Consider the following 13,045-nt stretch of genomic DNA (forward strand, 5'->3'; position numbering starts at 1 on the left):
CCATGACAATGCTTCGCCGAACCCTCACCCGCTTTGTCACCCAGGAAACCGGCACCCTGATGGCCGAGGCCGTGCTGGTGCTGCCCTTCATGCTGTGGTCCTATCTTGCGCTTTTCGTCTATTGGGACAGCTTTCGCGCCGTGAACACGGTGCAAAAGGCGGCCTATACCGTCTCGGACATGATCTCGCGCGAGATGGTGTCGGTGACGGATGGCTATATCGACGGCATGGACGCCATGATGGAATACCTGATCGACCCCGATCAGGACGCCACGATCCGCGTCTCCTCGATCACATGGTCTGCCCTGAACAACCGCTACGAGGTGGAATGGTCGCGCGCGCCGGGCAACGGCATGGCCCAGTTGACCACGTCGAGCCTTGTCGATCTGGCCCCTGCCCTGCCGACGCTGGCCGACGGCGATTTTCTTGTGCTGGTCGAAGCGGCAGTGAATTACGAGCCATCCTTCGATGTCGGGATGAACGATCAGACGCTGCGGGAATTCATCGTCACCCGACCGCGGTTCATGCCGAAGATCTGTCTGGTTGGCGTTGACTGCACCTGAGATAGGCAAACACCGAAGAACTGTGCAAGCCTGCACATCTGCCCTGCAAGCGCCCTCGGTTGCCGCAGCCACGATCAGACCCTAGCTATGGGGACATGAACCAATGGCAAAGGGAGACCACCCATGTCGATCCGTCCTGTTACCCAGACCAGCCGCGCCCGCCCCGCCATGGAGGGCGCCGGCGTCCACCTGCACCGCGCCTTCGGGTTTGGCGATCCGTCGCGGATGGACCCGTTCCTGCTCTTCGATGACTTCCGCAACGAAAACCCGCGTGACTACATGGCGGGCTTTCCCTGGCACCCGCATCGCGGCATCGAGACCATCACCTATGTTCTGGCCGGCTCGGTCGACCACGGCGACAGCCTTGGCAACCGCGGCACGCTGAAAGGCGGCGATGTGCAATGGATGACCGCCGGGTCGGGCATCCTGCATCAGGAAATGCCGAAGGGAAACGCCAAGGGCCAGATGCACGGCTTCCAGCTCTGGGCCAACCTGCCGGCGCATCTGAAGATGACCGAACCGCGCTATCAGGATGTGAAATCCGGCGACATTCCGGAAATCATCGACGATGACGGCACTGTGGTGCGGGTCATCATCGGCGAGTTCTGGGGCAAGCGCGGCCCGGTCGACGGCATCGCCGCCGATCCGCAATACCTGGACATCTTCGTGCCCGAGGGGCGGAAGAAGACCTTCAAGGTCGACACCCGCCGCCATGCCTTCGCCTATGTCTTTGACGGGGCGGCGAAGTTCTCCGACGCGGCCAACCCGCGCGGCGTTCTCTTGGAAAAAGAGGTGGACGGGCAGGAAGTGAACATCCGCGACCTTTCCGGCAACCGCACTCTTGTCGAGTTCGGCAAGGGCGACGAGGTGACGGTGCAGGCCGGCCCCGACGGCGTGCGCTTCCTGCTGATCTCGGGGGCGCCGCTGCAAGAGCCGATCGCCTGGCACGGCCCGATCGTGATGAACACGCAAGCCGAGTTGGAAACCGCCATGCGCGAATTGCGCAACGGCACCTTCATCAAGCCGGCCCATTGAGACCCCGGCCCCGGCGCTTTTCCCGCAAAGAGCGCCGGGCCTTTCGCCGCCCTCCGCCATCGGCTAGGCTGTGCGCATGATCCGCGCCCTGCCCGCCCTTCTCCTGCTCGCCGCCTGCGCCGACTTCCCCGACGTCGGCGCGGCCGTTGCCGTCCCCGGCGCCAGGCCGCCGCTGCTGACCGCAACCGAGCTGGCCGCCGTCACCGGCACAACGCCCGATCTGTCCAATGCCCTCGCCGCCGAAGCCGCCGCGCTGCGCAGCCGCGCCCGGCTTCTGCGGCAAAGGTGAAGGCCCCGCCACCTGTCGCGTTGCACGCTGCCGCCGAAACCGCTAACAGGCGGGAAGCAATCACGACGAGGTTTCCCATGTCCGCCCCCGCATCCAAAGCCCCCTTGCGTCTTGGTCTTGCAGGGCTTGGCACTGTGGGCATCGGCGTGGTGAAGATCGTGCAGGAGCACGCCGCCCTGATCGAGGCCCGCACCGGCCGCCCGGTGGTCATCACTGCCGTCTCGGCCCGCGACCGCACGAAGAACCGCGACGCCGACCTGTCGGGCTATGCCTGGGAAACCGATCCGGTGGCGCTGGCCCGGCGCGAGGATGTCGATGTCTTCGTCGAGGTGATGGGCGGCCACGAAGGCCCGGCGCGCGATGCGACCGAAGCCGCCATCGCCACCGGCAAGGATGTGGTCAGCGCCAACAAGGCGCTTCTGGCCCATCACGGTCAGGCGCTGGCGCTGGCCGCCGAAGCCGCGGGCCGGGTGATCCGCTTCGAGGCCGCCGTGGCGGGCGGCATCCCTGTCATCAAGACCCTGACCGAGGGACTTGCCGGCAACCGCATGAAACGGGTGATGGGCGTGATGAACGGCTCGTGCAACTACATCCTGACCCGGATGCAGGCCGCGAACCTGTCTTACGAAACGGTTTTCGAAGAGGCCCGGCAGCTTGGCTATCTCGAGGCCGATCCGAACCTTGACGTCGGCGGCATCGACGCCGGCCACAAGCTGGCGCTTCTGGCTTCCATCGCCTTCGGCACCAAGGTCTCCTTCGGCGCAGTCGAGCTGGAAGGCATCGGCAATGTCTCGATCGACGATATCCGTCTGGCCGAGGACATGGGCTATCGCATCAAGCTTCTGGGCGTGGCGCAGATGACCGGCCGGGGGCTGGAGCAGCGCATGACGCCCTGCCTTGTGCCGGCCTCGCATCCCTTGGGCCAGTTGCAGGGCGGCACCAACATGGTGGTGCTGGAGGGCGACTCTGTCGGCCAGATCGTCATGCGCGGCCCCGGCGCCGGCATGGGCCCGACCGCCAGCGCCGTGATGGGCGACGTGATCGACCTTGCCCGCGGGTTGCACCTGCCGACCTTCGGCCAGCCCGCCGCCACGCTGGCCGACCCCCAACCCGCCAAATCGGCAACCCCCGCGCCCTATTACCTGCGCATGACGCTGCTCGACAAACCCGGCGCGCTGGCCAAGATCGCCACCTGCCTTGGCGAGGCCGGCGTCTCCATCGACCAGATGCGCCAGTATCGCCATGAGGGCGCCAATGCCCCGGTGCTGATCGTCACCCACAAGGCCAGCCGCGACGACATTGACCACGCCATGGGCCGCTTCGCCGCCACCGGCGTTCTGGTCGGCGCCCCGGTTGCGCTGCGCATCGAAGAAGTCTGAGACCGCAATCCGCAAAACCCCCTTGCCCGCTTGCTGCGCGGCCCGCTACACGGGGGGGAAACCGAAGCTCGCAAGGACAAAGACCATGGCCGACGCCGTTGAATTTCATGACCGCCTTCTGTCGCTGGGCCTCGCCCGCGTCTCCGAGGCGGCGGCGCTGGCCTCGGCCAGCCTGATCGGGCGCGGCGACGAAAAGGCCGCCGATCAGGCCGCCGTCAACGCCATGCGCAACCAGCTGAACCTGCTCGACATCGCCGGCGTCGTGGTGATCGGCGAGGGCGAGCGCGACGAGGCGCCGATGCTGTTCATCGGCGAAGAGGTCGGCACCGGCAAGGGCCCGGCGGTGGACATCGCGCTCGACCCGCTGGAAGGCACCACGCTGACCGCCAAGGACATGCCGAACGCGCTGACCGTCATCGCCATGGCGCCGCGCGGCACGATGCTGCATGCTCCCGACGTCTATATGGAAAAGCTGGCCATCGGCCCCGGCTACAAGCCCGGCGTCGTCACCATGACGATGAGCCCGTCCGAGCGCGTCTCGGCCCTGGCCGCCGCCAAGGGGGTTTCCACCGAAAACATCACCGTCTGCGTGCTGGAACGCCCGCGCCATGAGGATCTGATCCGCGAGTTGCGCGGCACTGGGGCGGCGATCCGCCTCATCACCGATGGCGACGTGGCCGGCGTCATGCATTGCGCCGAACCCGAGGTGACGGGCATTGACATGTACATGGGCTCGGGCGGGGCGCCCGAGGGCGTGCTGGCCGCCGCCGCGCTGAAATGCATGGGCGGGCAGTTCTACGGCAAGCTCCTGTTCCGCAACGATGACGAGAAATCCCGCGCCCGCAAGGCCGGCATCAGCAATTTTGACCGGGTCTATACCCGCGACGATCTGGTGCGCTCGGACGTGATCTTTGCCGCGACCGGCGTGACCGATGGCTCGCTGCTGGCCGGGATCAAGCGCGAGCCGGGCTGGGTGACCACCGAAACCCTGCTGATGCGCTCGAAAACCGGCTCGGTGCGGCGCATGACCTATCGCAGCCCGGCGCGCTGATCAGTCCGCCTGCAGGTCGATCTCTGCCTTGGCCTTGGCGGCAAGGAAGGCGACAAAGGCCCTGACCCGCAGGGCAATCAGGCGATTGTCGGGGTAGACGGCGTGCAGCGGCACCGGGCGGCCGCGCCATTCGGTCAGAATCGGCTCCAGCCGCCCCGCACGCACGTCGTGACCGACGATGAAGGCGGGCAGTTGAACGATGCCCGCCCCTTCCAGCGCCGCAACCCGCAAGGCCCAGCCGTCCGAAAGCTCCAGCCGCGGGGAAATCGGCACCTCCACCCGCTCCTCCCCGCGCAGGTAGGACCAGCTGCGACCCTGCCGCAGCGCCGAAAAATGCAGGAGGTCATGGTCGGCCAGGTCCATCGGCGCGGCGGGATTGCCCCGGCGCGCCAGATAGTCCGAGCGGGCGCAGGTGATGAGCCGCGACTGGCCCAGCGCGCGGGTGACAAGGTTGTCCTCGACCGCCAGCGTGCCGCGGATCGCCAGATCGAAGTGGCTTTCGATCAGGTTCCGCGGCGCGTTCGACAGCTCCATCGCGATCGAGATGCCGGGATGCCCGGCGAGAAACTCCGCCACCCAGGGCACGAGAAACCGCTTTGCCAGATCGGGGGGCGCCGTCACCCGCAGCCGCCCCTCGGGCGTGGTCTGCTCGGCCCGGGCGGCCCGCTCTGCCTCGTCCAGCCGGCCCGGCAGGTCGGCCAGCCGGTCCCGATACGCCTGCCCCGCCGGCGTCAGGCGCAGGCTGCGCGTCGAGCGGTGCAACAGCCGTACCCCGAGCCGCGCCTCCAGATCCGCCACCTGCGCGCTGACCGTCGCCCGGGTCAGGCCCAGCGCCAAGGCGCCGGTCGTAAAGCTCTGATGCTCGGCCACGGCGAGAAAGGCCGCCAGGCCGTGCAGGGGGTCGACCGTCTTCATTTGTCAAATCATCCTGACAATCATGCAAGGTCCACAGGGATTATCATGTCCTGACCCCGGCAGTATACCCCTGCTGCGAAGACCTTTTCTCAAGACTTTTCACAAGGAGACTTCCTGATGACCCCTTTCGACACGCCTGCCTTTTCCAGATCCGGCGCAGGAACCGAGGCATTCGCCTTCGGACGGCACATCATCCGCATTACCGCGGAACAGACCGGCGGGAGCCTCGGTTGCTTCGAGGCCGAGGTGCCCGCCGGAGAAGGTCCGCCCTTCCATATCCATGAAAAAGAAGAGGAATTCTTCTACATTCAGGAGGGACGCTTTGCGTTCTGGTGCAACGGCGCCCGCGTCGAATTGACCGAAGGCGCGGTGATCTGCGTCCCGCGCGGATCGGTCCACCGCTTTCAGAACATCGGCCAGTCCACGGGGCGGCTGATGGTGGTGATGACCCCCGGCGGGTTCGAGGGCTTCTTCCCCGCGGTCGCCGTGCGGGACCGGCCCTCGGTCGAGGAGATTTGCCAGATTGGCGAGCAGTTCAACCTGCGCTTCGTCTTTGACGCCGCCGAAGCGGCCTGACCTGCGCCGCCGCCACGGGCGCCTGCGCCCCAGCGCCACGGGCGCCCCGTGCGGGGCGCCTATCCCGAACCGGCGCCGATCTTGCGGCGCGGGCTTGCAGGGCAGGTGCGAAACGGGCATCCAAGCGGCATGACCAATCGCTGCTTCCTGAACGTCTCGCATTCCCTCACCGGCCGCCGCTGGGTCGGCCCCGGTCTTGAGGCCGAGCGGCAGGCCGAGGCCATGGCGCAGATCACCCGTCTGCCGATGGCGGTCTGCCAGACGCTAGTGGCGCGCGGCGTCGAGCCTGATCAGGCGCAGGCCTTCCTCAACCCGGCGCTGCGCGACCTGCTGCCCGACCCGCTGTCGCTGAAGGACATGGGGCGGGCAGCCGCCCGCTTCCTGCAGGCCGTCGAAACCCGCCAGCGCATCGCCATCTTCGCCGATTATGACGTCGATGGCGGCTCCTCCGCCGCGCTTCTGATCCTGTGGCTGCGGGCCTTGGGCGCGCAGGCGACGCTCTACATTCCCGACCGCATCGACGAGGGCTATGGCCCGAACGTGCCGGCCATGCAGACGCTTGGCGCGGCGCATGAGCTGATTGTCTGCGTCGACTGCGGCACGCTTTCGCACGACCCGATCGCAGCGGCCGGCTGCGACGTGGTGGTGCTGGATCATCACCTTGGCGCCGAAACCCTGCCGCCCGCCCTTGCCGTGGTCAACCCCAACCGGCAGGATGAGCCGGGCGATCTGGCGCATCTTTGCGCCGCCGGGGTGGTGTTCCTGATGCTGGTCGAGGCCAACCGGCAATTGCGGACGAAGGGTAGCCAAACCCCTGATCTGATGGCGCTTCTTGACCTCGTGGCGCTGGCGACCGTGGCCGATGTCGCGCCGCTCGTCGGCGTCAACCGCGCCTTTGTGCGGCAAGGGCTGAAGGTCATGGCCCGGCGCGAAAGGGTGGGCCTGCGGGCGCTGGCCGATGTCTCGCGGATGGATCAGGCGCCCACCCCCTATGCGCTTGGTTTCGTTCTCGGCCCCCGCGTCAATGCCGGCGGGCGGATCGGGCAGGCCGATCTTGGCGCGCGGCTGCTGGCCTGCGACAACCCTGCCGAGGCCGCCGCCATGGCCGCCCGGCTGGACGAACTCAACACCGAACGCCGCGAGATCACCGAGGCGGTGCGCGCCGAGGCCATGGCGCAGGCCGAGGCGCGCGGGCTTGACGGCCCGCTGGTCTGGGCCGCCGGCGAGGGCTGGCATCCCGGCGTCGTCGGCATCGTTGCCGCCCGGCTGAAAGAGGCCACCCACCGCCCTGCCGTGGTGATCGGGCTGGACGGCGGCATCGGCAAGGGGTCGGCCCGCTCCGTCACCGGGGTTGACCTTGGCGCGGCAGTGCAGCGCGTTGCGGCCGAGGGGCTGCTGCTGAAAGGTGGCGGGCACAAGATGGCCGCCGGGCTGACGGTGGCCGAAAACCAGATGGAGGCCGCGATGTCCCGTCTGGCCGATCTCCTCGCCCGGCAGGGTGCGGGGGCCGACGGGCCGCGCGATCTGGCCATCGACAGCCTGCTGATGCCCTCCGCCGTCACGCCCGCGCTGGTCGAGCAGATCGAAGCTGCCGGCCCCTTTGGCGCGCAGGCGCCGGCCCCGCGCTTTGCCTTCGCCGATGTCGCGCTCAGCGCCCGGCGCATGGGCGAGACCCACCTGCGGCTCTCGGTCAGCGACAGCGCCGGCGGCCGTTTTGACGCCGTGGCCTTCGGCGCCTTCGACGGCCCGCTGGGCCCGGCGCTGGAAAATCCCGGCCATAACCGCTTTCACCTTGCCGGGCGGCTGGAGCTGAACCATTGGGGTGGCCGGACAAAAGTTCAACTTCGTCTGGAAGACGCGGCAATCGCGTGATTTTCCCTCTTGCGCTGCTGCGACCACCTCTCTAAACAGCGCCTCACCGACAGCGTGGCCCGTTCGTCTATCGGTTAGGACACCTGGTTTTCAACCAGGTAAGAGGGGTTCGACTCCCCTACGGGCTGCCACTTTTCCCCCAAGACACCCCCCGGAAACAGCTTCACTTTGTCGTGTGACCGCCTTGGTTCGGCCCCCGGCTGCGCTTGCCTTGACCGGGCAGACCGCTACACTGTGCCGCTGAAGTTTTTGAAGAAGGTCAGCTGCCGTGTTCTTCCGCCCCCTGATTTCCGCCGCCCTGTTTCTTGCGCTGTCCCTGCCCGCTGCCGCCGCCCCCTGCGGCGATACCTCGGCCGGGTTCGAGGATTGGAAGGCGCAGATGGCCGCCGAAGCCAAGGCAGAAGGTGTCGGACCGGCGGGTCTCGCGGCGCTGATGGCCACCAGCTATTCCAAGGCCACGATCAGCGCCGACCGCAACCAGAAGAGCTTCAAGTATTCGCTGGCCAAGTTCATGGAAGTGCGCGGGGCGGATGCCATTGCCAGCCAGGGCAAATCGCGCAAGGCGAAGAATGCCCAGCTGTTCTCGGGGCTTGAGGCGCAATATGGCGTGCCCGCCGGGGTGCTGCTGGCCATTCACGGCATGGAAACCGGCTTTGGCGGCTTCATGGGCGACAGCAACGTGATCTCGGCAATTGCCACCCTGACCTGGGATTGCCGGCGCTCGGATTTCTTCCGGCCGCATCTGATCGGCGGGCTGAAACTGGTCGATCGCGGCTCGATCTCGGACCAGACCATCGGGGCCAAGCATGGCGAATGGGGCCATACCCAGTTCCTCCTCGGCAATGCGCTGCAGTATGGCGTCGATGGCAACGGCGACGGCCGGGTCGATCTGGGCAACCAGACCGACGCGCTGGCCACCACCGCCAATTATCTGGCCGCCAAGGGCTGGCGGGCCGGCGCGGGCTATCAGGAGGGCGAGCCCAACTTCGCCGTCATCAAGGAATGGAACTCGGCCACGGTCTATCAGCAGGCCATCGCGCTGATCGGCGGCCGCATCGACGGCTGACCGCCGGTTTATGCGCGTAAGCGCGGCGCTTATTCCGGCCGGCTTAGGTTCCGGGTTTATTGCCAACCTGCCTTCGAGTGCAGGACGGTCGCCGAAAGGCCGACGGTCATTGCATTTCAGAAAGGCACAACATGGCGGATCTCTATACAGGCGGGGCGACGGTCGCGGGGACCATCGCCTATTTCAATTCCTTCGTTGAAATCCTTGTGGCGGACGGCGACAGCACCAGCCCGGTCAGCCTCGAGCTGACCGACAGCGGCACCATCGACCTGACCGTTCACCTCGATACCCGCGCCGTCACCCTGCAGGCCTTCACCGGCGACGATCACATCACCACCTCGGTCGGCGACGACGTGATCTACGGCAATGGCGGCAATGACACGTTGATCGGGTTTGACGGCAATGACACGCTGGTCGGCGGGGCGGGGGATGACAGTCTGGTCGGCGGGACGGGCGATGATGTCTTTGTGCTGTCAGGCGAAAACGAGGGGCAGGATGTCTTTCTGGGCAGCAGCGGGGCCGACGAGTTGCGCTTGGAATCCGCGGGTCCGCTCGCGCTGCAATGGCTGGTGGTCGGGGCCGGCGCGGCGATCGAGAGCTTCAACCTGAACGGCGTGACCCTGACCGGCACGACGGGCGCCGACCTGTTCGACCTCTCGGGCATCGCGGGCTATACGGCGGACAACGCGATCGACCTTGACGCCGGAAATGACCTTTTCCGCGGTGTGCAGGGCGACGACCACGCCTCCGGCGGCGAGGGCGATGACAGCCTTGCGGGCAACAGCGGCAATGACTGGCTTGCCGGCGGGACGGGCCGCGACACCTTGAACGGCGGGGCCGGCGATGACGTGCTGGTTCTTGGCGCTGGCGATCCCGGTCTGGACAGCCTGATCGGCGGCACCGGCACGGACCAGCTGCTGCTGGACCAGACCCTGACCGCGCTGTCCCGGCTGACGCTGAACGCCACCGCCTCGGTCGAGGTGATCGCAGCCGCCGACACGCTGGTTCTGAGCGGCGCGGGCAGTGATGTCTGGGATCTCTCGGGGGTAAGCTCTTACGTCACGGGCTTTGCCATCGACATGGGCGCCGGCAGTGACAGCCTGTCAGGCACGGCCGCGGCCGATGTCGTGCAAGGCGGCGACGATCGCGACACGCTCGGCGGCAATGCCGGGGATGATGCGTTGTCGGGGGGCAATGGCGATGACAGCCTGACCGGCGGGCTTGGCGATGACAGCCTCTTCGGCGAGGCGGGCAATGACAGCCTGACCGGGAGCGACGGCGCCGACCTCCTGACCGGGGGGACCGGCGACGACACCTATGTCATCGGCCTTGGCGATCAGGTGATAGAGCGGGCAGCGGGCGGGCATGACCGGATCGTCCTTCAAGGGCTGTCATCCTTCACCCTGACTGCCCAGGTCGAAGACCTACTGGCCAGTGGCGCGGGGGCGGTCATGCTGCGCGGCAACGGGCTGGACAATGCGCTGTCCTCGGGCAGCGGCAATGACCGGCTGGACGGCAGAGCCGGGGCCGACACGCTGGCGGGCGGGGCCGGAGACGACATCTATGTCGTCGACAACCACCTCGATGTGATCCTTGAGACCAGCGACGGCGGCCGCGACAGCGTGCGCACCGATCTGGCGAGCTATACCCTTGCGCTGCGGGTCGAAACTCTGACCGGGACCAATGCCGCGGGTCAGGCGCTGACCGGCAATGCGCTGAGCAACACCATCCTCGGCGGCGCCGGCGCCGATACCCTTGCCGGGGCGCTGGGTGAAGACCTGCTGCGCGGCGGAGCCGGGGATGACCTCTATCTTGTCGACTCGCTCGGCGATCAGGTCATCGAAGCGCTGGCCGGCGGCCTTGATACGGTGCAGACCGCACTGGCGAGCTATACCCTGGGCCGCAACTTCGAGACCCTGATCGGAACGCGCGCCAATGGCCAGACGCTGGACGGCAATTCCGCCGACAACAGCATTCAGGGTGGCGCAGGCGGCGACCAGATCACCGGGTTGGGGGGCAACGACACCTTGACGGGCGGCGGCGGGGCGGACAGCTTTGTGTTTCGCGCAGCCTTGGGTGCCGGAAACCTCGACCATATTGTGGATTTCGCCGCGGAAGACCGGATCGTGCTGGAAAACACCGGCCCCGCGCGGTTCCACGGGCTGGCACCGGGTGCGCTTGCGGCGGACGCCTTCAAGATCATCGGTCCGGCCGGGGGGCCGGTCGATGCCAATGACCGCATCCTTTACAATTCCACCACGGGGGAGCTGTTCTTCGATGCCGATGGCTCGGGCGGTCTGGCCAGCGTACAATTTGCGACGCTGGACGGCCAGCCCCTGCTGGCTGCCGCCGACTTCCTTGTCATCTGAGCGGCGGGGGGCGCTGTCGGCCAGGTCCGGGCGAAAAAGCCGGAATTTCGGTGATGCGACCCTTGCGCCCCCCGCCAAGATGGCCTAATCAGCCCGCACTGCCGTGGCCCGTTCGTCTATCGGTTAGGACACCTGGTTTTCAACCAGGTAAGAGGGGTTCGACTCCCCTACGGGCTGCCAGTTTTCCCAACTGCTTTCGCCGCAACGGCATCGGTCGCCCTTGGCGGCTGGCTCATCCCGTATGCCGCAACCTTACCCTGTCTCCGGCGGCAGGCCCGCCCGGTACATCGTGGCCCGCCCCCGGCCTGCGCGTTTCGAGGCATAGAGCGCCTGGTCGGCATCGGCATGCATGGCTTCGAAATCGGGGCCGGAATAGGCTGCGGACAGCACCATGCCGATCGACCCGGCGATGCGGCAGGCCTGATCTTCAAAGCACATCGGCTCGCAGAGCCGGTCAATGATCCGCGCGGCGATCAGCTCCAGCTGCGCAGCCTCGGTCTGGCCGGGAAAGACCAGAACAAACTCATCGCCGCCGACCCGCGCCGCCAGATCGGTGGCGCGGGTTTCCTCGGTCAGGATTTGCGCCACCTGCCGCAAGACATGGTCCCCGGCGGCATGGCCGAGCGTGTCGTTGATCTGCTTGAAGAAATCGAGATCGAGATGCATCAGCCCGAAGGGCCGGCCCTGCCCCGCAAGCTCTGCCAGCCGCAGCTCCAGCGCCCGCCGGTTGCGCAACCCTGTCAAAGTGTCGGTCAGGGCCTGCTGTTCAGCCGCGACCTTGGCGCCGTGCAGCCGCAGGTTCAGGCTGCGCAGCTCCGCCATGACGGCGGATTTCGCCTCTACCAGATAGAGCATTTCGACCGTCAGGTCGGTCGCGGCGAAATCGGCAACCGTCAGGCCATAGCGGCGCACCGCCTCGTTCACCCAGATGCCGAAGGACAGGTTGATGACAAGCCCGCCATCGGTGGTGGGCAGCGCATGGCCGCGCAGCACCAGATCGGGATCGTTCAGCAGCGCGACATGCAGCCGCGCCCCGATGCGCGCCCGCAGATCGGCCATTTCGGTCGGCGCAGCCGGGCGGCGCAGCGCCAGCACCTGGCTGACCGGGTGGCCAAGGACGCCAGCCTCCGGCAGCAGCTTTGCCAGCGTCGGCGCGACCCAGCGGATCACCCCCTGTTCGTCCAGACGCAGATGCAGCGGCATCAGCCGGTCCAGCGCCGGGCTTTCCAGCGTCACCGGGGCCATCGGGATGCGGGCGAAGATCGTCATGCCAGCCCCTGCCCCACCAGATCGAAGTGCCGCCCCGAGGAATGCCGGTGATCGAGCAGCTGGATCAGCACCAGATCCGCGCCCGCGGCATCGCCCGAACGGTCGAGCAGCACCAGCGCGCCGTAATCATCCGCCATGGCCCGCAGCAGCCCGACCATGACCGCCCCCATGCCGGGAAACGGCGCCGACACCATCAGCCGGTATTCCCCGTCGCCCAGCCCGGCCAGCTGCAGGCCCGGCAGGTCAAGATCGGGCAATGCAAGGCGGGCGCGTTCGGGCAGATCTTCCAGCGAATGCAGGAAATCGACGAAGGTCACACCGCCAAAGCGCAACAGCCGACGCACCGCTTCGGTGTTCGGATGCGACACCAGATAGGTGCCGAGATCTTCCAGAAGCCCGTCCTTCGGCCGGTTCAGCACCTTGGCCGCCGCGGCAATCACGGCATGGGTCAGCTCGGGCGCATAGCTGAGCATGGGTTCGAAACTGTCGAAGCCAAGCCGCGCTTCATGCGCGACCAGCCCCCAGGTCGCGGGCCCGTAGGTATCGCGCAGAAATCCTTGTATCGAGCGGTTTATCAGGCCGTGCATGAGTGATCCGGAAGAGGGGTTCCAAAGCCAGCCTAAAGCCATGCCCTTAAGAAACCGCAAATTCCTTCGGTCGC

Annotated in this window: 12 protein-coding genes and 2 tRNA genes; 11 read left to right on the plus strand and 3 right to left on the minus strand. The window is 67.0% G+C overall.

Annotated features, from left to right (window positions below; translation table 11 throughout):
- Positions 1–2: 2 nt before the first annotated feature.
- The 5 genes from G4Z14_RS14985 (at position 3) to glpX (ending at position 4,317) form a co-directional block, all read left to right on the plus strand.
- Entirely contained in the window at positions 3–563 is a 561-nt protein-coding gene (locus tag G4Z14_RS14985; protein ID WP_164627163.1) for a TadE/TadG family type IV pilus assembly protein, read from the plus strand.
- A 123-nt stretch (positions 564–686) separates the two neighbouring features.
- Positions 687–1,598 carry a pirin family protein gene (locus G4Z14_RS14990; protein ID WP_164627165.1) on the plus strand — a complete coding sequence of 304 codons (912 nt, stop codon included), beginning with the start codon at positions 687–689 and terminating at the stop codon, positions 1,596–1,598.
- 76 nt (positions 1,599–1,674) lie between these two features.
- A complete protein-coding gene (locus G4Z14_RS14995) occupies positions 1,675–1,887 on the plus strand; it encodes a hypothetical protein (protein WP_164627168.1) in 213 nt (70 codons plus the stop codon).
- Positions 1,888–1,964: 77 nt separating this feature from the next.
- On the plus strand, positions 1,965–3,266 hold the full coding sequence (locus G4Z14_RS15000) for a homoserine dehydrogenase (RefSeq protein ID WP_164627171.1): 1,302 nt from the start codon (positions 1,965–1,967) through the stop codon (positions 3,264–3,266).
- 85 nt (positions 3,267–3,351) lie between these two features.
- Positions 3,352–4,317: a class II fructose-bisphosphatase gene (gene glpX / locus G4Z14_RS15005; protein WP_164627173.1), complete on the plus strand. Its 966-nt coding sequence runs from the start codon at positions 3,352–3,354 to the stop codon at positions 4,315–4,317.
- Here the strand turns inward: glpX and G4Z14_RS15010 are convergent, their stop codons facing one another.
- Complete coding sequence (locus G4Z14_RS15010) at positions 4,318–5,232, minus strand: LysR family transcriptional regulator (RefSeq protein WP_164627175.1); 915 nt, start codon at positions 5,230–5,232, stop codon at positions 4,318–4,320.
- A gap of 117 nt (positions 5,233–5,349) precedes the next feature.
- Between G4Z14_RS15010 and G4Z14_RS15015 the strand changes: the two genes are divergently transcribed.
- The 6 genes from G4Z14_RS15015 (at position 5,350) to G4Z14_RS15040 (ending at position 11,295) form a co-directional block, all read left to right on the plus strand.
- Entirely contained in the window at positions 5,350–5,808 is a 459-nt protein-coding gene (locus G4Z14_RS15015) for a cupin domain-containing protein (RefSeq protein ID WP_164627177.1), read from the plus strand.
- A 129-nt stretch (positions 5,809–5,937) separates the two neighbouring features.
- Positions 5,938–7,680 (plus strand): single-stranded-DNA-specific exonuclease RecJ, encoded by a 1,743-nt coding sequence (gene recJ, locus G4Z14_RS15020; protein WP_164627180.1) that lies wholly within the window; start codon positions 5,938–5,940, stop codon positions 7,678–7,680.
- A gap of 56 nt (positions 7,681–7,736) precedes the next feature.
- Positions 7,737–7,811, plus strand: a tRNA-Glu gene (locus G4Z14_RS15025).
- A 137-nt stretch (positions 7,812–7,948) separates the two neighbouring features.
- Complete coding sequence (locus tag G4Z14_RS15030) at positions 7,949–8,746, plus strand: lytic murein transglycosylase (RefSeq protein WP_321573060.1); 798 nt, start codon at positions 7,949–7,951, stop codon at positions 8,744–8,746.
- A gap of 131 nt (positions 8,747–8,877) precedes the next feature.
- The gene (locus tag G4Z14_RS18935) at positions 8,878–11,115 is read left to right on the plus strand and encodes a calcium-binding protein (RefSeq protein WP_164627183.1); all 2,238 of its coding nucleotides are present in this window, start codon (positions 8,878–8,880) and stop codon (positions 11,113–11,115) included.
- A 105-nt stretch (positions 11,116–11,220) separates the two neighbouring features.
- Positions 11,221–11,295, plus strand: a tRNA-Glu gene (locus G4Z14_RS15040).
- A 72-nt stretch (positions 11,296–11,367) separates the two neighbouring features.
- Here G4Z14_RS15040 and G4Z14_RS15045 read toward each other — a convergent pair.
- Positions 11,368–12,384 (minus strand): GGDEF domain-containing protein, encoded by a 1,017-nt coding sequence (locus G4Z14_RS15045; protein WP_227751774.1) that lies wholly within the window; start codon positions 12,382–12,384, stop codon positions 11,368–11,370.
- A complete protein-coding gene (locus G4Z14_RS15050) occupies positions 12,381–12,971 on the minus strand; it encodes a heme NO-binding domain-containing protein (RefSeq protein WP_164627186.1) in 591 nt (196 codons plus the stop codon). The genes G4Z14_RS15045 and G4Z14_RS15050 overlap by 4 nt, the downstream gene beginning before the upstream one ends.
- Positions 12,972–13,045 lie beyond the last annotated feature (74 nt).

Source organism: Tabrizicola oligotrophica, assembly GCF_011008935.1.
In the GTDB taxonomy this organism is placed as follows: Bacteria; Pseudomonadota; Alphaproteobacteria; order Rhodobacterales; family Rhodobacteraceae; genus Tabrizicola_A; species Tabrizicola_A oligotrophica.

Bases quoted from the DNA above. Each gene is read 5' to 3' on its own strand.
- G4Z14_RS18935 (WP_164627183.1), top strand. From the start codon at position 8,878: ATGGCGGATCTCTATACAGGCGGGGCGACGGTCGCGGGGACCATCGCC.
- G4Z14_RS15045 (WP_227751774.1), bottom strand. From the start codon at position 12,384: ATGACGATCTTCGCCCGCATCCCGATGGCCCCGGTGACGCTGGAAAGC.
- G4Z14_RS14985 (WP_164627163.1), top strand. From the start codon at position 3: ATGACAATGCTTCGCCGAACCCTCACCCGCTTTGTCACCCAGGAAACC.
- G4Z14_RS14990 (WP_164627165.1), top strand. From the start codon at position 687: ATGTCGATCCGTCCTGTTACCCAGACCAGCCGCGCCCGCCCCGCCATG.
- G4Z14_RS15010 (WP_164627175.1), bottom strand. From the start codon at position 5,232: ATGAAGACGGTCGACCCCCTGCACGGCCTGGCGGCCTTTCTCGCCGTG.
- G4Z14_RS15050 (WP_164627186.1), bottom strand. From the start codon at position 12,971: ATGCACGGCCTGATAAACCGCTCGATACAAGGATTTCTGCGCGATACC.
- G4Z14_RS15000 (WP_164627171.1), top strand. From the start codon at position 1,965: ATGTCCGCCCCCGCATCCAAAGCCCCCTTGCGTCTTGGTCTTGCAGGG.
- G4Z14_RS15015 (WP_164627177.1), top strand. From the start codon at position 5,350: ATGACCCCTTTCGACACGCCTGCCTTTTCCAGATCCGGCGCAGGAACC.
- G4Z14_RS14995 (WP_164627168.1), top strand. From the start codon at position 1,675: ATGATCCGCGCCCTGCCCGCCCTTCTCCTGCTCGCCGCCTGCGCCGAC.
- glpX (WP_164627173.1), top strand. From the start codon at position 3,352: ATGGCCGACGCCGTTGAATTTCATGACCGCCTTCTGTCGCTGGGCCTC.
- recJ (WP_164627180.1), top strand. From the start codon at position 5,938: ATGACCAATCGCTGCTTCCTGAACGTCTCGCATTCCCTCACCGGCCGC.